This window comes from Burkholderia sp. AU28863, assembly GCF_002223195.1.
Classification (GTDB): domain Bacteria; phylum Pseudomonadota; class Gammaproteobacteria; order Burkholderiales; family Burkholderiaceae; genus Burkholderia; species Burkholderia sola.
The window spans coordinates 510,503-535,156 of sequence record NZ_NKFE01000006.1 but is presented as its reverse complement, the minus strand read 5'-3'; the positions used below and the strand labels follow the sequence as shown (position 1 = coordinate 535,156).

Annotated in this window: 25 protein-coding genes and 1 pseudogene; 12 read left to right on the top strand and 14 right to left on the bottom strand. The window is 66.9% G+C overall.

The window, feature by feature from the left end:
- Positions 1 to 7 precede the first annotated feature (7 nt).
- The gene (locus CFB81_RS29080; protein WP_069617555.1) at positions 8 to 931 is read right to left on the bottom strand and encodes an AraC family transcriptional regulator; all 924 of its coding nucleotides are present in this window, start codon (positions 929 to 931) and stop codon (positions 8 to 10) included.
- 193 nt (positions 932 to 1,124) lie between these two features.
- Between CFB81_RS29080 and CFB81_RS29075 the strand changes: the two genes are divergently transcribed.
- Entirely contained in the window at positions 1,125 to 1,319 is a 195-nt protein-coding gene (locus tag CFB81_RS29075; protein ID WP_069617554.1) for a hypothetical protein, read from the top strand.
- Positions 1,320 to 1,341: 22 nt separating this feature from the next.
- Here CFB81_RS29075 and CFB81_RS29070 read toward each other — a convergent pair whose 3' ends face one another.
- Positions 1,342 to 2,295, bottom strand: a complete 954-nt coding sequence (locus CFB81_RS29070) for a LysR family transcriptional regulator (protein ID WP_089437443.1) — start codon at positions 2,293 to 2,295, stop codon at positions 1,342 to 1,344.
- A 100-nt stretch (positions 2,296 to 2,395) separates the two neighbouring features.
- Here CFB81_RS29070 and CFB81_RS29065 point away from each other — a divergent pair, with 100 nt between their 5' ends.
- From CFB81_RS29065 to CFB81_RS29055, 3 genes are all read left to right on the top strand, one after another.
- Positions 2,396 to 3,754 (top strand): NAD(P)/FAD-dependent oxidoreductase, encoded by a 1,359-nt coding sequence (locus CFB81_RS29065; RefSeq protein WP_089437442.1) that lies wholly within the window; start codon positions 2,396 to 2,398, stop codon positions 3,752 to 3,754.
- Between the two features lie 326 nt (positions 3,755 to 4,080).
- A complete protein-coding gene (locus CFB81_RS29060; protein WP_089437441.1) occupies positions 4,081 to 4,515 on the top strand; it encodes a phosphatase in 435 nt (144 codons plus the stop codon).
- A gap of 182 nt (positions 4,516 to 4,697) precedes the next feature.
- Positions 4,698 to 6,317 carry a histidine-type phosphatase gene (locus tag CFB81_RS29055; RefSeq protein WP_089437440.1) on the top strand — a complete coding sequence of 540 codons (1,620 nt, stop codon included), beginning with the start codon at positions 4,698 to 4,700 and terminating at the stop codon, positions 6,315 to 6,317.
- An 89-nt stretch (positions 6,318 to 6,406) separates the two neighbouring features.
- Here the strand turns inward: CFB81_RS29055 and CFB81_RS29050 are convergent, their stop codons facing one another.
- Positions 6,407 to 7,090, bottom strand: a complete 684-nt coding sequence (locus tag CFB81_RS29050) for a YcxB family protein (protein ID WP_256976360.1) — start codon at positions 7,088 to 7,090, stop codon at positions 6,407 to 6,409.
- A 149-nt stretch (positions 7,091 to 7,239) separates the two neighbouring features.
- Here CFB81_RS29050 and CFB81_RS29045 point away from each other — a divergent pair, with 149 nt between their 5' ends.
- Positions 7,240 to 7,548, top strand: coding sequence for a hypothetical protein (locus CFB81_RS29045; RefSeq protein WP_089437438.1), 309 nt, complete (start codon positions 7,240 to 7,242; stop codon positions 7,546 to 7,548).
- Between the two features lie 22 nt (positions 7,549 to 7,570).
- Here the strand turns inward: CFB81_RS29045 and CFB81_RS29040 are convergent, their stop codons facing one another.
- Positions 7,571 to 7,867 (bottom strand): hypothetical protein, encoded by a 297-nt coding sequence (locus tag CFB81_RS29040; protein ID WP_089437437.1) that lies wholly within the window; start codon positions 7,865 to 7,867, stop codon positions 7,571 to 7,573.
- 424 nt (positions 7,868 to 8,291) lie between these two features.
- On the opposite strand from CFB81_RS29040, the gene CFB81_RS29035 reads away from it, so the two are divergent.
- Positions 8,292 to 9,896, top strand: a complete 1,605-nt coding sequence (locus tag CFB81_RS29035) for an EAL domain-containing protein (RefSeq protein ID WP_089437535.1) — start codon at positions 8,292 to 8,294, stop codon at positions 9,894 to 9,896.
- 18 nt (positions 9,897 to 9,914) lie between these two features.
- Here CFB81_RS29035 and CFB81_RS29030 read toward each other — a convergent pair whose 3' ends face one another.
- On the bottom strand, positions 9,915 to 10,286 hold the full coding sequence (locus CFB81_RS29030; protein ID WP_089437534.1) for an SH3 domain-containing protein: 372 nt from the start codon (positions 10,284 to 10,286) through the stop codon (positions 9,915 to 9,917).
- A gap of 237 nt (positions 10,287 to 10,523) precedes the next feature.
- Between CFB81_RS29030 and kdgT the strand changes: the two genes are divergently transcribed.
- The 5 genes and pseudogenes from kdgT (at position 10,524) to CFB81_RS29005 (ending at position 15,879) form a co-directional block, all read left to right on the top strand.
- Positions 10,524 to 11,543, top strand: a complete 1,020-nt coding sequence (gene kdgT / locus CFB81_RS29025; protein ID WP_089437436.1) for a 2-keto-3-deoxygluconate transporter — start codon at positions 10,524 to 10,526, stop codon at positions 11,541 to 11,543.
- Positions 11,544 to 11,680: 137 nt separating this feature from the next.
- Positions 11,681 to 11,977, top strand: coding sequence for a hypothetical protein (locus tag CFB81_RS29020; protein WP_089437435.1), 297 nt, complete (start codon positions 11,681 to 11,683; stop codon positions 11,975 to 11,977).
- Between the two features lie 79 nt (positions 11,978 to 12,056).
- Entirely contained in the window at positions 12,057 to 14,441 is a 2,385-nt protein-coding gene (locus CFB81_RS29015; RefSeq protein ID WP_089437434.1) for a DNA polymerase II, read from the top strand.
- A gap of 58 nt (positions 14,442 to 14,499) precedes the next feature.
- Positions 14,500 to 14,649: pseudogene (locus tag CFB81_RS29010) on the top strand (DUF4148 domain-containing protein); the annotation flags it as partial.
- Positions 14,650 to 14,757: 108 nt separating this feature from the next.
- The gene (locus CFB81_RS29005) at positions 14,758 to 15,879 is read left to right on the top strand and encodes a J domain-containing protein (RefSeq protein WP_089437432.1); all 1,122 of its coding nucleotides are present in this window, start codon (positions 14,758 to 14,760) and stop codon (positions 15,877 to 15,879) included.
- A 15-nt stretch (positions 15,880 to 15,894) separates the two neighbouring features.
- Here CFB81_RS29005 and CFB81_RS29000 read toward each other — a convergent pair whose 3' ends face one another.
- From CFB81_RS29000 to CFB81_RS28975, 6 genes are all read right to left on the bottom strand, one after another.
- The gene (locus CFB81_RS29000) at positions 15,895 to 16,800 is read right to left on the bottom strand and encodes a LysR family transcriptional regulator (RefSeq protein ID WP_089437431.1); all 906 of its coding nucleotides are present in this window, start codon (positions 16,798 to 16,800) and stop codon (positions 15,895 to 15,897) included.
- 79 nt (positions 16,801 to 16,879) lie between these two features.
- Positions 16,880 to 18,124 (bottom strand): acyl-CoA dehydrogenase family protein, encoded by a 1,245-nt coding sequence (locus tag CFB81_RS28995; RefSeq protein ID WP_089437430.1) that lies wholly within the window; start codon positions 18,122 to 18,124, stop codon positions 16,880 to 16,882.
- 40 nt (positions 18,125 to 18,164) lie between these two features.
- Complete coding sequence (locus tag CFB81_RS28990) at positions 18,165 to 18,923, bottom strand: SDR family NAD(P)-dependent oxidoreductase (RefSeq protein ID WP_089437429.1); 759 nt, start codon at positions 18,921 to 18,923, stop codon at positions 18,165 to 18,167.
- Positions 18,924 to 18,930: 7 nt separating this feature from the next.
- Positions 18,931 to 19,695 carry an SDR family oxidoreductase gene (locus tag CFB81_RS28985; protein WP_089437533.1) on the bottom strand — a complete coding sequence of 255 codons (765 nt, stop codon included), beginning with the start codon at positions 19,693 to 19,695 and terminating at the stop codon, positions 18,931 to 18,933.
- A 79-nt stretch (positions 19,696 to 19,774) separates the two neighbouring features.
- Positions 19,775 to 20,806 carry a phosphotransferase gene (locus CFB81_RS28980; protein ID WP_089437428.1) on the bottom strand — a complete coding sequence of 344 codons (1,032 nt, stop codon included), beginning with the start codon at positions 20,804 to 20,806 and terminating at the stop codon, positions 19,775 to 19,777.
- A 19-nt stretch (positions 20,807 to 20,825) separates the two neighbouring features.
- Positions 20,826 to 21,500: a histidine phosphatase family protein gene (locus tag CFB81_RS28975; protein WP_089437427.1), complete on the bottom strand. Its 675-nt coding sequence runs from the start codon at positions 21,498 to 21,500 to the stop codon at positions 20,826 to 20,828.
- Between the two features lie 200 nt (positions 21,501 to 21,700).
- On the opposite strand from CFB81_RS28975, the gene CFB81_RS28970 reads away from it, so the two are divergent.
- Positions 21,701 to 21,856: a DUF3309 family protein gene (locus CFB81_RS28970; RefSeq protein WP_006483086.1), complete on the top strand. Its 156-nt coding sequence runs from the start codon at positions 21,701 to 21,703 to the stop codon at positions 21,854 to 21,856.
- 108 nt (positions 21,857 to 21,964) lie between these two features.
- On the opposite strand, the gene CFB81_RS28965 is transcribed toward CFB81_RS28970, so the two are convergent.
- The 3 genes from CFB81_RS28965 to CFB81_RS28955 form a co-directional block, all read right to left on the bottom strand.
- On the bottom strand, positions 21,965 to 22,342 hold the full coding sequence (locus CFB81_RS28965) for a BON domain-containing protein (protein WP_089437426.1): 378 nt from the start codon (positions 22,340 to 22,342) through the stop codon (positions 21,965 to 21,967).
- Between the two features lie 49 nt (positions 22,343 to 22,391).
- Positions 22,392 to 23,375 carry a LysR family transcriptional regulator gene (locus tag CFB81_RS28960; RefSeq protein ID WP_089437425.1) on the bottom strand — a complete coding sequence of 328 codons (984 nt, stop codon included), beginning with the start codon at positions 23,373 to 23,375 and terminating at the stop codon, positions 22,392 to 22,394.
- 137 nt (positions 23,376 to 23,512) lie between these two features.
- A complete protein-coding gene (locus CFB81_RS28955) occupies positions 23,513 to 24,550 on the bottom strand; it encodes an NAD(P)H-quinone oxidoreductase (protein WP_089437424.1) in 1,038 nt (345 codons plus the stop codon).
- Between the last annotated feature and the right edge of the window lie 104 nt (positions 24,551 to 24,654).

The window sequence follows — 24,654 nt, the reverse complement described above, 5'->3', positions numbered from 1 at the left end:
CGTCACGCTAACGACGCGAAGGCTTCCCGCCATCCTCACCGTCATAAGCCAGCCGCAACCCGCCCCGCGCGCCCGACCGCGCGATCTCCGTCGGCGTCGCCCCAAGCACGCGGTTCATCCAGTTCGCCATGTGGCTCTGATGCGCAAACCCGGCTTCCAGCGCGATCTGGCTGATGCTGAGCCGCCCTTCGAGCAGCAGCGCCTTCGCGCGCTCCACCCGACGCCGCACGACGTACTGGTGCACGGGCATCCCGAGCGTTTCGCGGAACAGCACCTTGAAATGCGGCACGCTGATCGACACGAGCGCCGCCAGTTCGGCCAGCGTCATGCGCCGGTCGAGATTCGCCTCGACATAGTCGATCACGCGCGCCGCGGCCTTCGGCGCCAGCGTGCGCCGGCGTTCGCGAAACGCCGGCTGGCCGTCGACCAGCCGTGCGACGAGCGCCGTGCACAGGCTTTCCGCGTAGAGCGGATCCGATGCGTCTTCCGCTTCGAGTTCGGCGGCCATTGCCCACGCGATGTGCTGCAGCCGCGGGTCGCGCACCTGCAGCCGCCGGCGGATCTGCGCGTGCGACGGCTTCAGTTCGAGCTGTTCGACGGTGCGCCGCACGAACGTGTCGCTGAGCGCGATGTGCAGGATCCGGCAGTCGGCGCTGTCGGTCCACTGGCCGGGCAGGCCGGCCGGAATCACGTCGACGTCGCCGTGCGCCTGGATGCGCGACACGCGCTCGCCGTCGCACACGCAATCCGCGCGCACCGGTGCGCCGATATGCACGCCGATCCGGTGGTGCTCGGCCGCCGGAATCCGGTACGTGCCCGCGCGAATTTCCAGCAGCGACGCGCCGAAGCCGCGCCAGCCGAGCCCGCGGCTGGAGCGCAGGCTGACGGGGACGCCGTTGTCCGTCGGCGCGGCAAGAATCGGATCGCTCATTGATGGTCTCCACCAGATCAGGTGCCGAACGCGCATTGTGACGCGTTTCGGGCCGGCGTGCCGGCCGTGCGCGGCCGCCGTCGAATCAAGCAGAAAAAGATCATCCGTTTCTGCTCGGGACGATCCTTGCGTGCGCGCCGGCGGGCGCCCCGAAGCCTACGATCGCGTCATCCGACACCTACGGAGCCCCGTCATGCCCCAATACTGCCCGCTACGCGCGGCGTTCATCGCGCCCTCGCCGTCCGCCGCCCGCCCTTCATCCGGCCCCGACTCCCGCAACGGCCGCACCGCCATCGCCATGTGGTGCCTGCGCGTCGTCGGCGGGTACCGGCTCGAACGGCTGCTCGCGTCGATTCCCGACAGCAACGACGACTTCGGGCTCGTCTGACCGGCCGGTCGACACACTCGATCTATTTGCGTCGCCGCTCGTGCGACGCCACCGTCGCGCCGTCGATCACCGGCGCGCCCAGCTTGATCAGGAAGTCGCGGAACAGCCCCGTCACCTGCGAGATCCGCCGGTCGGCGAGCGTGACGACATACCATTCGCGCTCGATCGGATTGCCGGGAAACGGCAACTGCCCGAGCAGCCCGGTCCGCAGTTCGAGCGCACACGCGTGCAACGACAGGAAGGCGACGCCGAGGCCCGCTTCAGCCATCTGCTTGATTGCCTCGTTGCTGGACAGTTCGGATCCGACATGAAAGCGATAGCCCGCGTTCTTGAACAGGCTCTCGACGGTCGAGCGCGTACCCGCGCCACGCTCGCGCACGAGGAGGTGCGCGGATTCGAGATCCTTCAGCGCGACGCGCTTGCGCTGCATCAGCGGATGGCCGGGCGCCGCGACGAACACCATCGGATGCTTCGCGAACTCGACCGCGTGCGTGCGCAGTTCCTTCGGCGCGCTGCCCATCACCGCGAGATCGATTTCATGCGTCGCGAGCATGCGGATGATGTCGTCGCGGTTGCCGACCTTGAAATACGTCTTCACGTGCGGACGCGTCGCGGTGAATTTGACGAGCAGCGGCGGGATCAGGTATTCGGCCGTCGTGATCGCGCCGATCCGCAGCGTGCCGCCGAGATCGCCCGTCAGCGCGGCCACTTCGTCGCCGGCCTCGCTCCACAGGTGCAGGATCTCGCGCGCGTAGCGCGCCACGATCTCGCCGGCCGCGGTCAGCTGCACGCCACGCCCCACCCGCTGCAACAACGCGGCGCCCACGGCCTCCTCGAGCAGGCGAACCTGCAGCGACACGGCCGGCTGCGTCAGGTTCAGCTCCTCCGCCGCGCGCGACACGCTGCCGAGCCGCGCGATCATGTCCAGCGCCTTCAACTGCCGGAACGTCGCGGTCTTTCCTATAAGTGAATACATATGAGTCGCTTATAAACATTAAATTGTTCGACTGGGTACGAAACTATATCGTCGGTTCTTGAGCAATGTCATCCGAATCGTCATTCAGCGGGAGCCCAACATGGACAACACCACGCCCACCCTTGCAACGGACCGCGCACCGCGCGTGCCGCGCATCGTGATCGTCGGCGGCGGCGCCGGCGGCCTGCAGCTCGCGACGCGCCTCGGCGATACGGTCGGACGCCGCGGACAGGCCGACGTCGTGCTCGTCGACCGCTATCCGACGCACTTCTGGAAGCCGCTCTTGCACGAAGCCGCATCGGGCCATCGCGATCCGGCTTCCCACACGATCGAATACGCAGCGCAGGCGAAGCGCCACGGCTTCCGCTTCGTGCAGGGCGCGCTGCAGCGGGTCGATCGCGCGGCGCGCACGGCAACGATCGCGGCCGTGCACGATGCGGACGGCACGGAAATCCTGCCGCAGCGGGCACTCGACTATGACGATCTCGTGCTGGCGGTCGGCAGCGTGACGAACTTCTTTGACGTGCCGGGCGCCGAGCGTCACGCGCTGCCGCTCGAAAACCTCGACCACGCCGAGGATTTCCGCCGCAAGTTCCTTGCCGCCTGCACGAAGGCAAATCACGTCGCCGAGCAGCAGCCCGCACGGCGCGCGGCGCCCATCTGCATCAACGTGATCGGCGCGGGCGCGACGGGCGTCGAACTGGCCGCCGCATTGCGGCACGCGATCCAGCAACTGACGACGTATCGCTTCAAGGCGCTGGTGTCCGCGCGCGACGTGCACATCCGGCTGATCGAAGGTGGCCCGCGCATCCTGCCGGCGCTCGACGAACGGCTGGCCGGCAAGATGCACGCGCAGTTGCGCACGCTGAACGTCGACGTGCTGACCGATACGCGCGTGGCGGAAGTCGGCGCGGACGCCGTGACGACCGCGACCGGCGAACGGCTCGCGAGCGACATCACGATCTGGGCAGCCGGCGTCGCGGGCCCCGCGATGCTGCGAAACATCGGCGACATCGCGCTCAACCGGTCGAATCAGGTGATCGTGACCGACACGCTGCAGACGCCCGACGATCCGCACGTGTATGCGTTCGGCGACTGCGCCGCGTGCCCGTCGACCGGTGCAAGCGGGTGCCTGCCGCCGCGTGCGCAAGTCGCGCACCAGCAGGCCGTGTATCTGGTCAACGCATTGGCGCGCCGCATCGCCGGCAAGCCGGTGGCCGGCTTCACGTTCCACGACGCAGGCACCGTCGTGTCGCTCGGGCAGGCGGGCGCCGCGTATCAGGCGGACATCGGCGTACGCTCGCGCTCGCTGATCGTCGACGGGCTCGCTGCGATCGGGCTGTACAAGTTCCTGTATCGCAAGCATCTGTTCAGCGTGGTCGGCATGAAGCGCGCGCTGTTCCAGTCGCTGAGCCACTGGCTGCAAAGCCGTAACCAGCCGTCGATCAAGCTGCATTGATTGCATCGGTTCGCGCACGGCATCGCAACGCGGCATATCGGGCGGGCATCGCTCGATACGCCGTTTTTTTATATGCATATGCGCGATGCATTCACGATGCGCGCCACGCTGGTGCATCACGTAGAACATCGTCTACATGACGCCATTCATGCGGGGCATGCCGCGCGACACGCAACCCGCGCCCGCTCTGGCTTGCCACCTCATTCATTAGTCGGATCGTATGAGTCGGCTAAAAATATTAATTGGTCGCGTTTTCCGGATCGACGCTAAGGTGTGTGGCATTCCCGTCGGCGAACGGATCATCACGTTTCTGAAAAGGAATCACCGTGGTCATCGAAGCCATCGTCACCCGTCTCGACGCAGCATTCGCGCAAATCGAAGCAACCCCGGATTCGCGCGAATCGCGCCATCAGCGCGATGCAATCATCCAGTGGCTCGACCGCGCATCGGAAGAGGGCTATCGGCTCGGCCTCGTCACGACGCTGCCGGCCGCGCGGCTCAACGACATGTTCGAAGGCCAGTTCGGCCGCGCGAACCTCGACCGTTTCTCGGTCGTCGTCACGGATACGAATCAACAGGACTCCGGATCGAATCAGCATCCGTTCGATGTCGCGCTGCAAGCGCTCGGCGTGCCGCGCGAGCGCGCGGTCGGGATCGCGAGCAGCGAACCGGAACGCCGTGAAGCCGAGCATTTCGGGCTGTCGCGCTGCGTGAACATCACCGATACGGTGCGCTCGATCGCGTCGGCCGGTCTGCACTGAACGCCGACACACGGGCCGGCCGCGGCCGGCCATCCACGTCGATCCGGCGGCGATCCGAGGATTGCCCGACCGCATCCTGACATTCTGCTGTCAAAGTCGCTTGCAACACTTCGGGGCTCGACTACCTTCCCCCGAAGACGGGACGACGCACATGCGCTTCGTCCCGTCCGTTGCCCGCCACGATGACACGCCCGACCCGCACCGCCGCCGCCCTCGCGATTGCCTGCCTGTTGCTCGCCGCTTGCGGCGGTGAAGATTCGACACCGCCCGCCGCGTCGGCCGACAACAACGGCACGGCGCCCGCACCGCAGCCGCAACCCACGCCGCCCCCGGCACCCGCGACCTACTACCAGACGAAGACGCCGTACCGCCCGCAGCAGGACGCCGCGACGTACGAAGCACCGCCGGCCGGCTATGCGCCCGTCTATACCGAACTCGTCGCCCGTCACGGCTCGCGCGGGCTGTCGGGCTTCAAATACGACGGCGCGATCTACGCGATGCTGGTCAAGGCCGAGGCCGACGGCGCGCTGACGCCGCTCGGCGTGCAGCTCAAGGCCGACACGTACGCGATGATGAAGGCCAATGCGCTGCTCGGCTATGGCGTACAAGGCATCTCGACACCCGGGTACGGCAACCTCACGCAAACCGGCATCCGCGAGCATCAGCAACTCGCCGCGCGTCTCGCGCAGCGGTTACCCGCGCTGTTCGCGACGGGCAACCGGCAGGTAGTCGTCGTCAACTCCGGCCAGGATCGCGCGGTCGACAGTTCGACGTATTTCTCGGCGGCACTGGTTGCCGCGCAGCCGGCACTGGCGTCGGCCATCACGCTGCCGGCCGCGCCAGCCGGCTATCCTGCGAGCGCACCGGTCGCGCAGCCGGCCGGCACCAACCGTTTCCTGCTGTATTTCCATTCGCTGAAGCCGGCCACCGATCTCGTGACCGACACCAGCGATCCGTACTACGCGACCTATCAGGCGAGCCAGACGTACCAGGCCTATGCAAACGACGCGACGGTGGCCGCGAAGCTGAAGGCGATCAAGGCCGCGCCGCAGGCGGCCGACGTCGCGCAAACGGTGCTGTCCGCGCTCGTGTCGCCGGCCTTCATCGCGAAGCTCGGCTCCGACAGCTACACGTTCGCGAACACCGGCACCTATGCGTTCACGTCGACGGATGGCAAGTTCACCAACACGCTGAAGGGCGACGGCAAGACGAAGATCGCAACCGCCGTCGATGCGGTGAACGTGCTGTACAACCTGCTGCAGGTCGCGCCGGCGATGACCGCGGAAACCGGCGGCGTCACGATGGAGAAGTACATCGGCGCGGCGCAGGCGCAGTATCTCGCGTATCTGCAGGATGCCGAGGACTACTACCAGAAGGGCCCCGGCATCCAGGAAGCGAACCCGGCGACATACCGGATGGCGAAGGTGCTGCAGGACGATTTCTTCGGCGAAGTCGACGCGATCGCGCGCGGCGACCTGACGCACGCCGCGAAGCTGCGCTTCACGCACGCGGAGATCGTGATTCCGTTCGCGTCGGTCATGAACCTGAAGAATGTGTTCGTGCCGACGCCGCAGGCACAGACGTACACGTATGCGAACAACCCGTGGCGCGGCGACCAGGTGTCGCCGATGGCCGCGAACATGCAGTGGGACGTCTATCGCAACGGGTCGCGGCTCATCGTGAAGATGCTGTACAACGAGCGCGAGACGGATTTCCAGGCCGCGTGCGACGGCGCGAAGATCGCGCCGGGCAGCCACTTCTACGACTACGCGGGGTTGAAGCAGTGTTACGGGTATCAGTGATGTGATGTCCGGGGCTTTCTGACCCGAACCGCTCTTTGCAACCCGGACGGCGCAGGCCGTCCGGACTTCGTCATGCGCTCCACGGCGCGCTAGACTTTGCGCACGCCGTTCTGAAGCAGCACTCGATGCAGGAACGCCACTTGTCCGTCGTCCAGCACGCGCTTCGGTACCACGCGGAACATCACCGATGACTGATACAGCAGGATCATTTGACGATCCTCGCTCCAGTGAATGAGATCCGCATAGTGAATGTCGTCGCGCGAAGTCGGCGTTTCGACAATGAACCGGTCGCGTTGGAAAATGACCGTGTGCACCTGATGAAGCGTCCTTTGCTGATCGTAAATCTTGCGGCCTGCGCGCGGCAATATCAGATGATTCAGGACGGGCACGCCGATCGCGACAACAGCCGCGATTCCCGCGGCCATCCAGACATAGCGCCATTCAGGAAAATGTCCGCTTGCCAGCCGGAGGCCGCCGACCAGCAGGACAACGTACACGATCGTAACGATCGCAAATGACTTGAGCAGGTATTTCGCGTTGTACCTGCGCCAAAGATGCAGGCGGTATGCGTGGACGAGATCATCCGCGGTTATTTGAAAAACGGCTTCGGTATCGCTCATGGGCGGGCTCGGAACGTTCTCTGGTTCTTGTAATGGCGCTTGGCGCTTCACCGCGAGCACCGCGCTCCGGCAGGTTGGCAGTGCGCGCGCGGTGACGTGCAAACGAAGCCGCGCGATGTCGTCGGCCGATCGATGCACGGCGACAATATACATGCGCGGAACGACACCAGTGCGGCGAGCGACCGACGCGGGCGGCCGGCGTTGCACGCGGCCGAGCAGTCTGTTCGGGCAGGTGACTCATATCTTGGCCGACGAACTCGCGGCGGCTCGCATGGTCGAACGAGCATCGCCGGAGAACCTTAATGAAACGCGCCGCCCTTGCCGCTGCCCTGACCCTGTTTGCCACCATCGGCGTGTCCGCGCCGGCATTCGCCGGTGCGTCCTCCGGCGTCGCGCCGGTTCACGCTCAGGCCTACGCGAAAAATTGCGTGCCGTCGCGGGATGCCGCGCAAGGCGCCCGTTCACCGTCCAGCGCGCCGCCGATCCGAGTCTGCGTCGGCGATTCCGATACGCAGCTGAACCTGCCGTGGTTCCTGACCGATGTCCTCACCGCCGTGGATACGCACCAGTCGCCCAGCGGCCTGCTCCACCAGATGCGCAACAATTTCTGACTCGCCGCCGGCACTGCATCGTTCACGGCTCGTCGGGGCGCGTCAGCACCTGGATGAACGTACCGACGATGCCGGCCCACATCGCGGGGTCGGCGATGCGCGCCAGCAGCACCCGCAATTCCCGTCGTTCTCCTTCCGACAACACGCCGTGCGCGCCGCGGATACTGTCGTAACGCGGCGTACCGCGCGACGTGAGCGCGCGATCGAGCGAATAGTCGCGGGCCTCCCCGTCCACCGAAATCCGGATCCACAGTGACCCGCCGTCCGCCGCGGCGGCGCCATCGGTCACCATGACCGTCGGTGCGGCATTTTCTTCCATCGCAACGCTCCGGTTTGACGCGATGGCGGCAAACTGCCGACCACGGCGCCCTATTGAAATGTTTCCTTTCGATACGCAATCCCGAAACGGCATCAATTTTTAGACAACAATATTACGTAATGGCGCGCCACATCTTATACTTGCCGCGCACCATCCTCGTGCCAAGAGACGGTGTCTTTGTCCCGGCTGCACGCACCGTGCGGCCGGGGCTTTTTTCGGTACGTTGCGTCGATATACATGCCGAATGCACGCATGTTATTGAGGAATGCTGCCAGATGAATGGCTGATCGCGACTGGCCGAGCGGATGCCGTCGCGACGGTCGACTCGGCCGGCGTCCCGAAACCGGCGCGCAAGCCGCATGGTCCGAATCAGGCATGCGGCATGCACGCCGTCGGCGCACCGACTGGTTCGACTTGCCACGCCATGCGTACAACACCAAAGGCAACCGCGGGATTGCGGGCGCTCCCGCCCGGCTCGACACATCTTTTCCACCGCGGCGGCGCGTGGCCGCGCGTCGTCCTTTTCGCCGCCGTGATCATTTGCGTGCTCGTGCCCGCGTTCGCGATCGTGCTGGCCGACCGCTACGCACGCGATACCGTCACCGCGCATGAGCGCGCCGTGGCCAACGACATCGTGGCTTCCGTGGACCGCATCCTGGACGGCGTGCGCCTCCGACACGCGGACGAGCTGACCGCGCTCGTCGGGAAGCCGTGCGCGACGGTGTTCCGGACGCTGGCCGAAGTGAGCACTCGCCTGCGCTATCTGCGTGCGGTCGCGCTGGTGAACGACGGCCGCGTCATGTGCTCGTCGGCGCTCGGTTCGATCGACGTGCCGCTCATCAAGTATGCGCGCGAGCCCGAACCGGGATCGATGACCGTCACGCTGCTGCGCCAGACGGCGTTCCAGCACGGCATTCCGGTGCTGTACGCGTTCCGCGCCACTGCGCGCGGCGCGGGCGTCCTGTACCTGATCGAAGGCGACTACGTGGCCGACGCGCTCGCCCTCGGCACCGCCAACGGGGCGGAAACGGCGACGCTGTCGATCGCGGGGTCGGGCCGCCTCGATCAGCACGGGAGGTTCGCGCCGGACACGGACGCAGGCCCCACGGGCGGCAGCACGATTGCGTCGCAGCGCTGGCCGTTCACGGTGTCGGTCGTCGCATCGGCGCGCTACGCGTCACAGGTCCAGCGCCACGACCGGCTGATCTGCGCGACGATCGTCCTGCTGGCCGACAGCCTCGTGATGGCCGCCTACCTGCTCGCGATGGCGCCGCGGCGGCTGTTGCTGAAGGCCGTGCGCCACGCGCTCAGACGCAACGAGTTCCATGTCGTGTACCAGCCGATCGTCGACGTGCAGACGCGCAGGACGGTCGGCGTCGAGGCGCTGCTGCGCTGGCACCATCCGAAGTGGGGGGCCATCAGCCCGGCCGTGTTCATCCCGCAGGTGGAATCGAGCACGCTGCTGCCGAAGGTCACCGAATTCGTGCTGCGCACGGCGGTGTCCGAGCTGACCGCGCTGACGCCGTCCGCGCCGCTGCGCATCGCCGTGAACGTGGCGCCGCAGGATCTCGAGCGCACGCGGTTCGTGGCCGTCGTCGAGGAAACGATCCGCGCGCTGCCGCCCGGCTTCACGCTGGTGCTCGAAGTCACCGAGCGCATCCTGCTCGAGAAGAACGCGCGCACCACCGAGATCTTCCTGGCGCTGCGATCCAAAGGCGCGAAGTTCGCGATCGACGATTTCGGCACGCATCACAGCAATCTCGACATGCTGTCGCGCTTCCCTTTCGACTACGTGAAGATCGATCGACAGTTCGTCTCGCAGCTGGACAGCGGCAGCGCGCAGCTCATCGAGGGGATCGCGGCCGTCGCGCATCACTACGGCATGAAGATCATCGCGGAAGGCGTGGAGACGGAAGCCCAGCATCGCGCGCTGCATGCGGTCGGGATCCAGTACGCGCAGGGATACCTGTACCAGCGGCCGCTGCGCGCAGAGAACCTGAAGCGCGATGTCGCATCGGCGCCGATGTAGCCGCGACGCCGGCGGCGACTACTGCGCGCCGTATTGACCGCCGAGGCGCACGCGCCCCTGCTCGACCCATCCTTCGAAGTCGTCGCCGGTCTTGCCGTTCACGTACATGATGTTGTACCAGCGCCCGTGCGACTTGTAGACGGTCACCGAATCGCCGGGGACGATGAAGGTCCGCTTCGTCACGCACTGCGCGTCGGGCGCCGAATGGAAATACGCGCGCCCCGCGCCGATGACCGTGCCGAACGCCGGCGGCCGGAAGTTGTCGTCGGGGCCGCTCGTGGCTGCGTCGAGCTTCCCGCAATCGACCGCGCTGTTTGCGTATGCACCGTTCGCACCCAGGCTCGCGACGAGCGCCAGCATCGCGATGCCCATGCGCATCGTCATTTTCATCTTCATCGTTCGCCCTCTACGCCTTATCGTTTTTTCGGTTTGCCGGTTCGGGGCCGGCGCACGCGCAATCCTGCGCGACCGTCGTCACTTCGACTCGTCGCTACGGTGCCGACTGCTTCGGGATGTTACGACTACCGTCGAAACGCATAAAAACCGGCCACCGTTCCGAATCCTGTCCTATAGTCAGTCAGCAGACATCATTCGACAACGGGACGCATCGACGTCCACGGAGGAGACGTGAAGCTGAAACAGGCTATCGACCGCATTCCGGGCGGCCTCATGCTGGTCCCGATGCTGCTGGGCGCGTGCGTGCACACGTTCGCACCGAATGCCGGGAAGTACTTCGGCTCGTTCACCAACGGCCTGATCGCGGGCACGGTGCCGATCCTCGCCGTCTGGTTCTTCTGCATGGGCGCGACGATCGACCTGCGCGCGACGGGCGTCGTGCTGCGCAAATCGGGCACGCTGCTCGCGACGAAAATCGTGGTCGCGTGGCTCGCGACGGTGATCGCCGCACGATTCATCCCCGACGACGGTATCCGCACGGGCCTGTTCGCGGGCCTGTCGCTGCTAGCGATCACCACATCGATGGACATGACCAACGGCGGCCTCTATGCGGCCGTGATGCAGCAGTACGGCACCAAGGAGGAAGCCGGTGCGTTCGTATTGATGTCGATCGAATCGGGCCCGCTCGTCAGCATGCTGATTCTCGGCGCGGCCGGTGTCGCGGTGTTCGAGACACGGCTTTTCGTCGGCGCGGTGCTGCCGTTCCTGATCGGCTTCACGCTCGGCAATCTCGATGTGGAACTGCGCGAATTGTTCGGGCGCTGCGTCCACCCGCTGATTCCGTTCTTCGGCTTCGCGCTCGGCAACGGCATCGATCTCAACGTGATCGCGAAGAGCGGGCTGCCGGGCATCGCGCTCGGGCTCGCGGTGATCGTCGTGACGGGTGTACCGTTGATTCTCGCCGACAAGTTCGTGGGCGGCGGCAACGGGACGGCCGGGCTGGCCGCGTCGTCGACGGCTGGCGCCGCGGTCGCGAACCCGGCGATCATCGGCGAGATGATTCCGAAGTTCAAGCCGACGGTGCCGGCGGCGACGGCGATCGTCGCGACCGCGTGCCTCGTGACGGCGATTCTCGTGCCGATTCTCACGGCGATGTGGGCGAAGCGGGCGGCCAGGGCGTCAGGGGTGCCGGTGAGGGTCGCGGCACGCGCGGGGCATGGCGGGGCGATCGAGCATGAGGGGCATGTTTGACGGGTGCCGGTTCGGGTCCGGCCTCAGCACCGAACATCCCAGCATCCGCCGGCCATGACGCTGCACACGCTCACCTTCCCATAGGCTCCGGAATCGGGCTCACGTTGCCCAAGCCGACGTTTTCCGGAGCGCTTTCCATGCCCACCGCCATCCTGCTGCGTACAAGCCATTCGCACCTCTACCCAGGCAGCATCGTGACGCTCGACCGCGATGCACCTCGCGCCGCAAAGCCGCATCCCGCCGTCGTCGAATTTGCAGACGGCTCCGGCGCCCCCGCAACACTGTCCCGCGTCGGCGACGACACTCTCGAACTCGCGGTAGACGAATACGTCACGCAGAAGCGCCACGCGATCGTCGCGCGCCGCTGGTTGCTGCGGCCGATCGATGCGGCCCGCAGAGGATGGCGCATCACGCGCCGCCTTCCTGCCACCTGATGCCATAGGCCCGCCGCCGGCGCGAAGCGCTTCCAGGCGCTAAAATCCGCCCCCTGGGCATCCACCACGAGCAAGCGTTTTGACGGCGTTCGAGCAGGGCTTCATCCTTACCCGCCACTGGCGGGATACCGCATCCGGCATCGAGATCGAGTTCTGGCTGGCCACCGAACACGGTCCGCGCCGCGTGCGGTTGCGCCCGCAGGAAGCCGTCGCGTTCATCCCGGCCGAACAGCAGGCGCTCGCTGAACGGATGCTGGCCGACGAGCGCGAAGCCGAGTTGCGCCCACTCACACTGCGCGACTTCCGGCAGCGCCCGGTCGTCGGCCTCTATTGCAAGCGCTACCGCCATCTGTCCGGGCTCCAGAAGCGGCTCGCCGCCGCCGGCGTCGACGTCTACGAAGCCGACGTGCAGCCGCCCGACCGCTACGCGATGGAGCGCTTCATCACCGCCTGCGTCCAGTTTCGCGGCCAGCCCGGCCGCGACGGCACGCTCACGGCCGGCGAGCTGAAGCCCGCAACCGGTTACCGCCCCGTGCTGCGCTGCGTGTCGCTCGACATCGAAACCAGCGTCCACGGCGAGCTGTACTCGATCGCGCTCGAAGGCTGCGGGCAGCGCCAGGTCTACATGCTCGGCCCGCCGAACGGCGACGAAAGCGGCAGCGCGAGCGCGCTGGACTTCAACCTCGACTACTGCGACAGCCGGGCCACGATGCTGGCGCGACTCAACGACTGGTTCAACGAACACGACCCCGACGCGGTGATCGGCTGGAACCTCGTGCAGTTCGACCTGCGCATCCTGCATGCGCACGCGGAGCAATACGGCATCCCGCTGAAGCTCGGGCGCGGCGGCAGCGTGCTCGACTGGCGTGCGCACGGCCAGCAGCCCGAGCACTTCTTCGCCGGCGCGGCCGGCCGGCTGATCCTCGACGGCATCGACATGCTGAAATCCGCGACGTGGACCTTCCCGTCCTTCAGCCTCGAATACGTGTCGCAGTCGCTGCTCGGCGAAGGCAAGTCGATCGACAACCCGTACCAGCGAATGGACGAGATCCAGCGCCGCTTCGATCACGACAAGCCCGCGCTCGCGCGCTACAACCTGAAGGACTGCGAACTCGTCACGCGCATCTTCGACAAGGCCGACCTGCTGTCCTTCGCGCTGGAACGCGCGAGCGTCACGGGCCTCGCGGCCGATCGCACCGGCGGCTCGGTCGCGGCGTTCACGCACCTGTACCTGCCGCGCATGCACCGGCTCGGCTATGTCGCGCCGAACCTCGGCGACGTGACGGGGCAGAACAGCCCCGGCGGCTTCGTGATGGATTCGCGCCCCGGGCTGTACGACTCGGTGCTCGTGTTCGACTACAAGAGCCTCTATCCGTCGATCATCCGCACGTTCCTGATCGATCCGGTCGGCCTGATCGAAGGGCTCGCGCATCCCGGCGACGACGCGTCGGTGCCCGGTTTTCTCGGCGCGCGTTTCTCGCGCACCGCGCACTGCCTACCCGACATCGTGCGCCGCGTGTCGGAAGGCCGCGACGAAGCGAAACGGCAGCGCAACGCGCCGCTGTCGCAGGCGCTGAAGATCATCATGAATTCGTTTTACGGCGTGCTCGGCTCGACGGGCTGCCGCTTCTTCGACCCGCGCCTCGCGTCGTCGATCACGATGCGCGGCCACGAGATCATGCACCGCACGCGCCAACTGATCGAAGACCAGGGTTACGAAGTGATTTACGGCGATACCGATTCGACGTTCGTGTGGCTCGGCCGCGCGCATGACGATGACGACGCCGGCGCCAAGGGCCGCGCGCTCGTCGAGCACGTGAACCGCTGGTGGCAAGCCCATCTGCGCGAACGGTTCGGGCTCGACAGCGCGCTGGAGCTGCAATACGAGCGGCATTACCGCCGCTTCCTGATGCCGACCGTGCGCGGCGCGGAAGAAGGCAGCAAGAAGCGGTACGCCGGCCTCGCGGCGACGGCCGACGGCGGCGAGGACCTCGTGTTCAAAGGGCTCGAAACGGTGCGCACCGACTGGACGCCGCTCGCGCAGCAATTCCAGCGGGAGTTGTACCGGCGCGTGTTCAGCCGCGAACCGTACCAGGATTTCATTCGCGACTACGTGCGGCGCACGCTGGCCGGCGAATTCGACGATCAACTCGTCTACCGCAAGCGCGTGCGCCGGCCGCTGCGCGAATACGAGCGCAACGTGCCGCCGCACGTGCGCGCGGCGCGGATCGCCGACGAGTTCAATCACGCGCAGGGCCGGCCGCTGCAGTATCAGCGCGGCGGCTGGATCAGCTACGTGATGACGACGGCCGGCCCCGAGCCGCTGGAGACGATGCGCTCGCCGATCGACTATGCGTTCTACCTGAGCCGCCAGCTTCAGCCGGTCGCCGATGCGATCCTGCCGTTTCTGCGCGACGATTTCGAACGCGTGATCTCCGGGCAGGGGCAGTTGTTCGGCGACTGACGGACCGCACTCCAGCTTGCCCCGGTTGTGCCTGCAACCGATTTCCTTCAGGCAGCGCAACAGCTATCCGGACGACATCGTCGCCGCGCAGGAACGCCTGGCCGCGAAGCGCCTCGCCGAACAGAGGAATGCCGAAGCGGCCTACGGGCCGAACGGCTCCCCGGGCGCGGATTCCAGCGCGTCGGCCGTGCCCGCCGTGAAGCGCTGACGCGCCGCCGATCGCCGCGGGGAAGCGCCCTCATTCCGCGCCGCCCCGCGGGCATGCGGCTAAAATACGGCCTGCCGCGCGTCCCGCCGCGGCCGGAGGACACTCATCATGACCGCACGTCGCGGTGCCGCGGTCGCCATCGCCCCCGGCCACGAGACAGCCAGCCTGTCGAAAGCCCAGCAAACGTTCAATACGCTCGTCGAGCAGATCGAAAAGCGGCGCGAGCGGCTCGGCGCGTGGGAAGCCGTGATGCCGGCGTTCCAGAAGAAATTCGTCGACGGGCTGTTGCCACTCGAACAGGAAGCGACGGCGCTGCGCATCCGGCTGATCCATCTGCTCGACGACGCGTTCCTGCAGAAGGGCCTGAGCAAGGCCGAGCAGCGCACGCTGTCGGACTTGATCGCCGATATGGCGGGTGATGTGCTGAACGTCAGCGACGATGCGGCGCTGAAGGTTATTTACAACCGGCATGCCGCGTCCCCCGATGGCGGCGGCGCGGCGGCTGCGCCTGCACCGACGAAGCCGGAACAGGAACCCGAGCCCGAACAGCCAGAAAATCTCGACGCCCTTTCGCCCGACGAGCTTGCCGAGCGCATGCAGGCCGAACTCGACGCCCAGTTCGAGCGCGACATGGCCGCCCACGCGGCCCGCGAGGCGCAGCGCGCGAAGCGCAAGAAAGCAACGAAGCAATCGGCCGCCCAGGCCCGGATCGAAGCCGAGCAGGCCGAATCGAACAAATCGATCCGCGAGATCTATCGCAAGCTCGCCAGCGCGCTGCATCCCGATCGCGAAACCGACCCGCAGGAACAGCAGCGCAAGACCGTGCTGATGCAGCGGGTCAACCGCGCCTACGAGAAGGGCAACCTGCTGCACCTGCTCGAACTCCAGCTGGAGATCGAGCAGATCGACCGGCGTGCGATCGACGGCCTCGGCGAAGCGCGACTCACGCGCTACAACGGCATCCTGGAGGAACAGTTGCGCGAACTCGATCAGGAGATCGTGCACGTCGAGAACGACTTCCGGCGCACGTACGGGATCGCGTCGTCCACCAAGGTCGCGCCCGATACCGTGCTGCGCATGCTGGCGCGCGACATCGCCGGCACGCAGCGGAGCAACCAGGACCTGAGCGTCGCGCTGCGCGAGTTCGAGGACCCGGATCAGGTCGGGCGCTGGCTGAAAGACATGAAGCGCCGGCCGGCGTCGTCTCGCTTCGACGACGATTCGTATTGAGCGGGCGCGCTCACGTCACCGCCCCTCCCCCACCCCGCCCATCAACGCCATCAACTGCTCGCGCAGCCACCGGCTGCCCTGATCCTGGTCGGCGCTGCGATGCCAGTAGCAGAAGTAATCGAGCCCCGGCATCTCGAACGGCAGTTCGAGGATGCGCGCCGGATAGCGCTGCAGCAGCCGCAGCGGCGCGGTCAGCGCGAGATCGCCGCGCATCGCGATCAGCGGCGCGACCATGTAGTGCTGCACGCGCATCTGGATGTTGCGGCGCAGCCCGAGCCGCGTCAGTTCCGCGTCGACGTGCCCGCTGCCCTTGCGGCGGCTCGATACGTGGATGTGGCCCATCGACAGGTAGTCGTCCATGGTCAGCGTGTCGCCCTTGAACGGATGATCGTCGCGGATCATGCACGCGTAGCGGTCCTGCACGAGCAGCGCCTGGTGCAGATGCGGATCGCCGATCAGCGGCGCGTCGATCGCGATGTCGACCGAGCCGTTCGCGAGCGCGGTCGCGACCTCGCGGCGGTCCATCGTGTAGCTGCGCACGTGCATGCCGGGCGCATGCGTCTGCAGCAGTTCGCCGAGCGCCGGCAGCAGCAGCGCCTCGGTCAGGTCGCTCATGCTCAGCCGGAATACGCGCTCGGACGAAGCCGGATCGAACACGTCGCCTTCGTGCGCGCTCGAATCGAGCAATTGCAGCGCCTCACGCACGCGGCCGACGATGTTCTCGGCCATCGGCGTCGGCATCATCCCGGCCGGCGTGCTGACGAACAGCGGATCGTTCAGCGTCTTGCGCAGCCGCGCCAGCGCGTTGCTGACGGCCGGCTGCGTGAGGTTCAGCACCTCGGCCGCGCGCGTCAGGTTGCGCTTGTTGTAGATCGCCTCGAATACGACGAACAGGTTCAGATCAATCTTCGAAAGGCGCATCGCCGGATCTCCTTGCCGGCATCTTAATACGGCGTGCGCCTCCCGTTCGCCCACGTCGCTCTCCCGCGCGGCGCCCCGCTCAGCCGCGCGGCGGCGGCGTCAGGTACGGCGAGGTCGAACCGGGTTCGCCGTCCTTGATCTCCATCCGCGCGATCGCCTGCAGGTGCACCTCGTCCGGGCCGTCGGCGAAGCGCAGCGCGCGGCCCCAGGTCCACAGGTCGGCCAGCGGCGTATCGGGACTCAGCCCGGCCGCGCCGAATACCTGCATCGCGCGATCGCACACATCCGTATAGACGGTCGGCACGAGCGCCTTGATCATCGAGATCTCCTTGCGCGCGGCCTTCGCGCCGACCTTGTCGATCATCCACGCGGCCTTCAGCACCAGCAGGCGCGCCTGGTCGATCTCGATGCGCGAGCGCGCGATCCATTCGCCGACGGTGCCGTGCCGGTTCAGCGGCTTGCCGAACGCGACGCGCGACTGCGCGCGGTCGACCATCAGCTCCAGCGCCAGCTCGGCCGCGCCGATCGACCGCATGCAGTGGTGGATGCGGCCCGGCCCGAGGCGCGCCTGCGCGAGCGCGAAGCCGCTGCCTTCCTCGCCGAGCAGGTTGCGCGCCGGCACGCGCACGTTGTCGAACGTGATCTCGCAGTGCCCTTCCGGCGCGTAGTGATTGACCACCGTGATGTTGCGCACGACCGTCACGCCCGGTGTGTCGCGCGGCACGAGGATCATGCTCTGCTGCTGGTGCGATTCGGCCTCGGGATCGGTCTTGCCCATCACGATGAAGATCTTGCAGTTCGGATGCGCGGCGTTCGTGATGAACCACTTGCGGCCGTTGATCACGTACTCGTCGCCCGCGCGCTCGATGCGCGTCGTGATGTTGGTCGCATCCGACGACGCGACGTCGGGCTCCGTCATCGCGAACGCCGAGCGGATTTCGCCGCGCAGCAGCGGCAGCAGCCACTGCTCGCGCTGCTCGGGCGTCGCGAACATGTGCAGCAGTTCCATGTTGCCGGTATCCGGCGCGTTGCAGTTGAACACTTCCGACGCCCAGCTCACGCGCCCCATGATTTCGGCGAGCGGCGCGTATTCGAGGTTCGTCAGCCCCGTGCCCGGCTCGTCGTCCTTCAGGTGCGGCAGGAACAGGTTCCACAGCCCCTCCGCTTTCGCGCGCTCCTTCAGTTCCTCCATGAACGACACCGGATACTTGCCCGCGTGCACCTCTTCGTTCCACTGGCGGATGCGCGGCACGATGAGCGCATCCATGAATGCGCTCACGCGTTCGCGCAGTGCTTCCACTTTCGGGGTGTAGCCAAAGTCCATGATCGACTCCTCGAGATTTTCGTGTTTCCGTTCGTTCGGTTCAGAAGGCCGAGACGCCGCCGTCGACGGCGACGGCCTGCCCGGTCAGATAAGTGTTGTCCTTCGCGCACAGCATCAGCATCGTCGCGACGATTTCGGCGGGGCGGCCGAGCCGCTTCATCGGCGAGCCCTGCGCCAGAAAATCCTGGCGCTCGCCGATCTCGCTGTCGGTGACCATCGGCGTCGTGCTGTAGAACGGGCACACCGCATTCACGCGGATGCCGTGGCGCGCGTATTCGAGCGCGGCCGTCTTCGTGAGCCCGACCACCGCATGTTTCGACGCCGCATACGCGGCCAGCTTCGGCGCGCCGCCGAGCCCGGCCATCGACGCGACGTTCAGGATCACGCCTTCGCGCTGCGCGAGCATCTGGCGGATCTGGTGCTTCATCCCGAAGAACACGCCCTTCGCATTCACAGCGAAGCTCAGGTCGAGATCGGCTTCGTCGGTGTCGATCAGCGCCTTCATCGGCGGCGCGATGCCCGCGTTGTTGATGCCGACGTCGAGCCGCCCGAAGCGCGCGACGGCTTCCTGCACCAGCGTGGCGACGTCCGTTTCGACGCGCACGTCGCAGTGCTGCGCGACGACGTCGGCGCCGGCCGCGCGCAGCGGCGCGGCCACGCGTTCGAGCGCGTCGCCGTTCAGGTCGCCGAGCGCGAGCCGCGCGCCCATCGCGGCGAGCTCGCTCGCGAGCAGCGCGCCGAAGCCGCTCTCGGCGCCGGTGATCATCACGACCTGGCCGGCGTAGCTGTCGAGTTTCATCGCGCGCTCAGATCGTCAGGCCGCCGTCGACGACGATGCATTCGCCGTTCGTGTAGCTCGCCGCGTCCGACACGAGATACAGCACGGTGCCGGCCATTTCGCGCGGCTCCGCGTGACGGCGCAGCGGGATCTTCGTCATCCACGCTTCGTAGATGTCCTTGTCGGCGAACAGCGCGCCTGCGAACTTCGTCTTCGTGAGGCCCGGCAGCAGCGCGTTCACGCGGATGCCGAACGGCCCGCATTCCTTCGCGAACGCCTTCGTCATGTTGACGACGGCCGCCTTCGTGATCGAATAGATGCCCTGCCGGTCGCCCGGTTGCAGCGCATTCACCGACGCCGTGTTGACGATCGCGCCGCCGCCGTGCGTCTTCATCAGCTTGCCGGCCTCGACCGACATGAAGAAGTAGCCGCGGATGTTCACGTCGACGGTCTTGTCGTACGCGGCGAGATCGGTATCGAGGATGTGCCCGAAATACGGGTTCGCGGCCGCGTTGTTCACGAGGATGTCGAGGCGGCCGTGCTTGCCGCGGATGTGCTCGAACGTCGCGGCGATGTCCTCCAGCCGCCCGACGTGGCACGCCAGCGCCTCGGCGCGGCCGCCCGCCGCGACGATTGCGTCCGCAACCGCCTGGCAGTCGTCGAGCTTGCGGCTCGACACGATCACGTGCGCACCCTGCTCGGCGAGCAGTTTCGCGATCTCTTCGCCGATGCCGCGGCTCGCGCCCGTCACCAATGCGATCTTGCCCGTCAGGTCGAACAGGTTCGTTGCCATGTTGCTGTGCTCCTCCATGGATTGTGTGGTCGTGCCGCCACGTGATGGCCGTGGCGATTCGTGGCAATTCGCGGCGAGGTCAGCGATGCGCGTCGATCACGCCGACGGCCAGTTCGGCCAGCCGGCCGGCCATTTCGCCGACGCGCAGCGCCTGCTCGCTCGATGCGTTGCCCTGCAGCGCGCGCGCCTTCACGCCCTGCGCGATCGCCGCGAGCCGGAAGAAACTGAATGCGAGGTAAAAGTGCCAGTCGCGGATCGGCGCGATCCCGCGCAATTCGCAGTAGCGCGCGACGATCGCCGCTTCGTCCGGAATACCGAGTGCGGCACGATCCTGGCCCGCGAGCCCGCGCACCTGCCCGCCCGACGGCAGCCGCAGGCACATGCAGAAATACGCGAGATCGGCGAGCGGGTTGCCGAGCGTCGACAGTTCCCAGTCGAGCACGGCCTGCACGCGATAGCCGTCGCGCGCGAACATCAGGTTGTCGATCCGGAAATCGCCATGCACCAGCGCGGGCCGGCCCGTGTCCTCGGGGCACGCCTTCGGCAGCCAGTCGATCAGCGTCTCCATCGCGTCGAGGCGTCCGGTTTCGGCCGCGCGATACTGCTTCGTCCACACGCCGATCTGCCGCTCGAAGTAGTTGCCCGGGCGGCCGTAGTCGGCGAGGCCCACCGCGTCGACATCGACATCGTGCAGCGCGGCCATCGTTTGCAGCAGCGCGTCGTAGCAAGCAGCGCGATCGGCCTTCGGCAGTTCCGGCAGCGCGGGATCCCAGAAGATCCGGCCATCCTCGAAGCTCATCACGTAGAACAGGCTGCCGATCACGTCGCGGTCCTCGCACAGGTGATACGGGTGCGCGACCGGCACCGCGGTGCCCGACAGCGCGGCGAGCACGCGGAATTCGCGGTCGACCGCGTGCGCGGATTTCAGCAGCTCGCCCGGCGGCTGGCGGCGCAGCACGTAGCGGCCGCTCTTCGCATTCAGCAGGAAAGTCGGATTCGACTGGCCGCCGGCAAACTTCTCCGTGTCGACCGGGCCTTCGAAGCCCGGGACGTGCGTTTCCAGATAGCGCGTGAGGCGGGCTACGTCGAGTTGCTGGGAAGGGTTCGTCATCGTCGCGATCGTTCGTGGGTCAGCCGTAGGTTCGCAGCGCGTGTCGTTCGGGATCCTCCAGATGCGGGATGCCGTTGAACGACGCGAGGTGGAACGCGTCGGCGTTGAAGAAAAACTGCGAAAGACTGCTGTTGCGGATCTGCAGGTTCAGCGCGATCGCGCTCGACGGCGGCGCCGCGAGCACCTGCTGCACGGTGACCGCGATCGGGCCGCCGGAGCTCACCGCGAGTACGCGCTGGCCGCCGCCTGCGCGGATCGCCGCGCGCGCGTCGGCCACGCGCTGCTGGAAATGGGCCCAGGTTTCGGGGGCCGCATCGCCGAGCTTGTCCTCGGCCCACAGCTGCAGCACCTGACGGAGCGCGCGGAAATGATCCTTCATCGACCCGGCCGCGAGGCGCGCGATCTCCGGGTAGTCGCTGGCGGCTGCCGCGAACAATCCGTGGAAATCGTATTCGTTCAGGCCCGGATGGCGATCGACGGCGACGCCTTCGCGGCCCATCCCGCGCAGGATCGCGGCGACCGTCTGCGCATGGCGGTTCATCGTGCCGCAGATCACGCGGTCGAACGTCAGGCCCTGCCGTGCGAAGTATTCGCCCAGCCACACGCCTTGCCGGTCGCCGGCGCCGGACAGCCGGTCGTAGTCGTCGGTACCGAACGACGCCTGCCCGTGCCGTACCAGAAAGAGTTCAGCCATTGCGCTCGCCCGAGGAAAAACCGAAGGCCCAGCATAGCGACCGCGTGCACATTTTTGAAATTTATTTTCTGAATCCATCAGTATTCATCGCATGAATTATGCGGATCCAGACGATGCGCTTGCGCCGGTTTTCATCGTGCCGTCGCGGCACGCGAATTGCGACAGCGCACACCGTGTCGAATAAATTCTGGAGGGATGCGATGCTCGGTACGATCCTCATCATCGTTCTGATTCTGCTGCTCATCGGAGCATTTCCTGCATGGCCGCACAGCCGAAGCTGGGGTTACTGGCCATCGGGGACCGTCGGGCTGATCGTCGTCATTGTCGTGATACTGGTGCTGCTGGGTCGCATCTGACGCCGCGCCACCGGCGACACGGGTGCGCGCCTTCCCGGACCTTCGACGTGGATTCTTTACACGACGAGACCCGCAAAGACATGCACCCGATGCCATCAACCCTGCCCGTTACTGGCCGCCTTCCAGGCGTAACTGGAGCTTGCTCTTCACCGATGTCACGCCCGGCACCTGGCGAGCCGCGTCCACCGCGGCCCGATCCTGCGACGCGTCGGCGATCTGCCCGGCCAGTGTCACATCGCCCGTCTTCGCCTTCGCGAACACGGTGATCTGCGCATTACCCACGCCGGGCGCCCTGACGACCGCCTGGCGAACCTTCTTCGCGAACGCGCGGTCGGCCGCGCGTTCGGCCTTCTTCGCCGCGCGCGGCGACGCAGCGGCCGACGGCGCCTGCTCGGCGGACGCAGCGGACGCGGCGGACTGCGCGTGACCGGCCAACGGCGCCAGCGCAACGAAACCTGCAACGACGATTGCAAAACGGGACTTCATCGGATTCTCCTCGACAGGAACGAATGGGTACGACGGATGGGCCCGGCCGTCAGGCCGTGACATCGGACACCGCGCGGGCACGCTCGCGGCCGTGCGGCGCCGCGAGCGCGTCGAGCGCGCGCGCGTCGGCTTTCAGCGCGGGCGACAGCGCCGCGCGCAGATGATCGACAAAGGTGCGGACCTTCGCGTCCAGAAAGCGGCGCGATGCATACATCGCGTACACGTCGAGCATCGTCAACCGGTAGTCCGGCAGCACGCGCACGAGCCGCCCGCTGCGCAGGTCGTCGATCGCCGAATAGATCGCGAGCGAGCCGATGCCCAGCCCCGCGCGCAGCGCGATCGACAGCGCCTCGGGCGCATTCGCGTGGAACGGCGCGGCCGTTACCGCATGCGATGCAGTCTGGCCGCCAGGGCCGTGCAGCAGCCATTCGTCGTTCGCTTCCGCCGGCGTATCGAGGCGCAGGCAGATATGGCGCGCCAGGTCGGCGGGCCCGGACGGCGCGCCGTAGCGGGCGAGGTATGCCGGCGACGCGACCAGCACGCTGAAGGACGTGCCGCACGGATGCGCGATGCAGGCGGAGTCGGGCAAGCTCGCGGCCGTGACGACCGATACGTCGTAGCCCTCCTCGACGAGATTGGGCATCCGCTGCGAGTAGGTCATCTCGATCGCGACTTCGGGAAAGCGCGCCTGATAGGCGACCGCCAACGCGGTCACGTGACTCTGTCCGAGCCCCGGCATCGTATGCACGCGCAGGCGTCCGTACGGGCAGACCCGCGCGTTCCGCGCCTCGGCATTCGCCTGGTCGACATCGCCGAGGATCGATTGCAGGCGCTCGAAATAGCGGCGCCCGCTGTCGGTCAGCGCGATCTTCCGTGTGGTCCGGTTCAACAGACGAATCTGCGCATACGCCTCCAGGCTCGCGACGGCCCGCGACACCTGTGCGGTCGCCACATCGGTCTGCTTCGCGACGGCGGTGAAGCTGCCGGCCTGCACGACGCGCACGAACGTCCGCATGTTCTCGAGCATGTCCATTTCGACTCATCGTCCAGTCCGGTGCTGCATCCACGCGACGCGCCGGCAGGCGCGGCGACGCATTCGGTGTCACCGATTGTCGGGCCATCCGCGCCGCGGCTTCAGCCCCCCGACCGGGGGGCTGAAGCGTGGGCCGATCATGTGGAATGCTTGGCGTTTGCGTCGACGCCAGCCCGAATCGCTCCATCCGCGGCCGCCGTCGCCAGCACGATCTTGCCGATATGTCGCCCCGAATCCATCAGCTCGTGCGCCGCGCGCGCGTCGTGCAGATCGAACAGCCGGTAGACCTGAGGCTTGACCGTGCCCTGCCGGATCAGCGGCCACACGGCCTCCTCGAGCTCGCGAATGATCTGCGCCTTTTCCGCGTAAGTGCGCGAGCGCAGCGTCGAGCCGATGTGCGTGAGCCGCTTCGTCAGCATCGGAAACAGGTCGAGCGCCTTCGCGGGCCCGTTGATCACGCCGATCTGCACGATGCGGCCGTTCATCGCGGCCGCCGCGAAATTGCGCGCGACGTAGTCGCCCGCGATGATGTCGACGATCACGTCGACGCCCTTGCCGCCCGTGAAGCGCGCGACCGCGTCGACGAAATCCTCGCTGCGATAGTCGATCGCGAGATCCGCGCCGAGCCGCATGCTCGCGTCGCGCTGCACATCCGACCCGACGGTCGTGATGATCGTCGACGCGCCGAACGCCTTCGCCAGCATCGTCGCCGTCGTGCCGATCCCCGACGCGCCGCCGTGGATCAGCACGCTTTCGCCGGCCGAAAACCGGCCGCGCTGGAACAGATTGAGCCAGACGGTCATGAAGGTTTCCGGCAGCGCCGCCGCCTCGGCCATGCCGAGGCCATCGGGAATCGCGAGCGTGTTGCTCTCGTTCGCGACCGCGTATTCCGCGTAGCCGCCGCCGGGAATCAGCGCGCAGACGCGATCGCCGACGGCGAACCGCGTGACGTCGCGCCCCACCGCGACGACTTCGCCGGCAATTTCGAGGCCGGGAATGTCGGACGCGCCGGGCGGCGGATCGTACAGCCCCTTGCGCTGGAACACGTCCGGTCCATTGACGCCGGCCGCGTGAATCCGGATCAGCACGTCGCCGGCGCCCGGCACCGGTACGGCGCGCGTCGCCGGTACGAGCACGTCGGGGCCGCCGGGCCGCACGATTTCGATCGCGGTCATGTGGGTGGGAAGGGGGTTCGCGTCATCCATCACGATATGATCCTCAACGTTCGTCGATGCGCGGCCGATTCGCGGGCCATCCCCGAATCGCGGCATCGCCATGT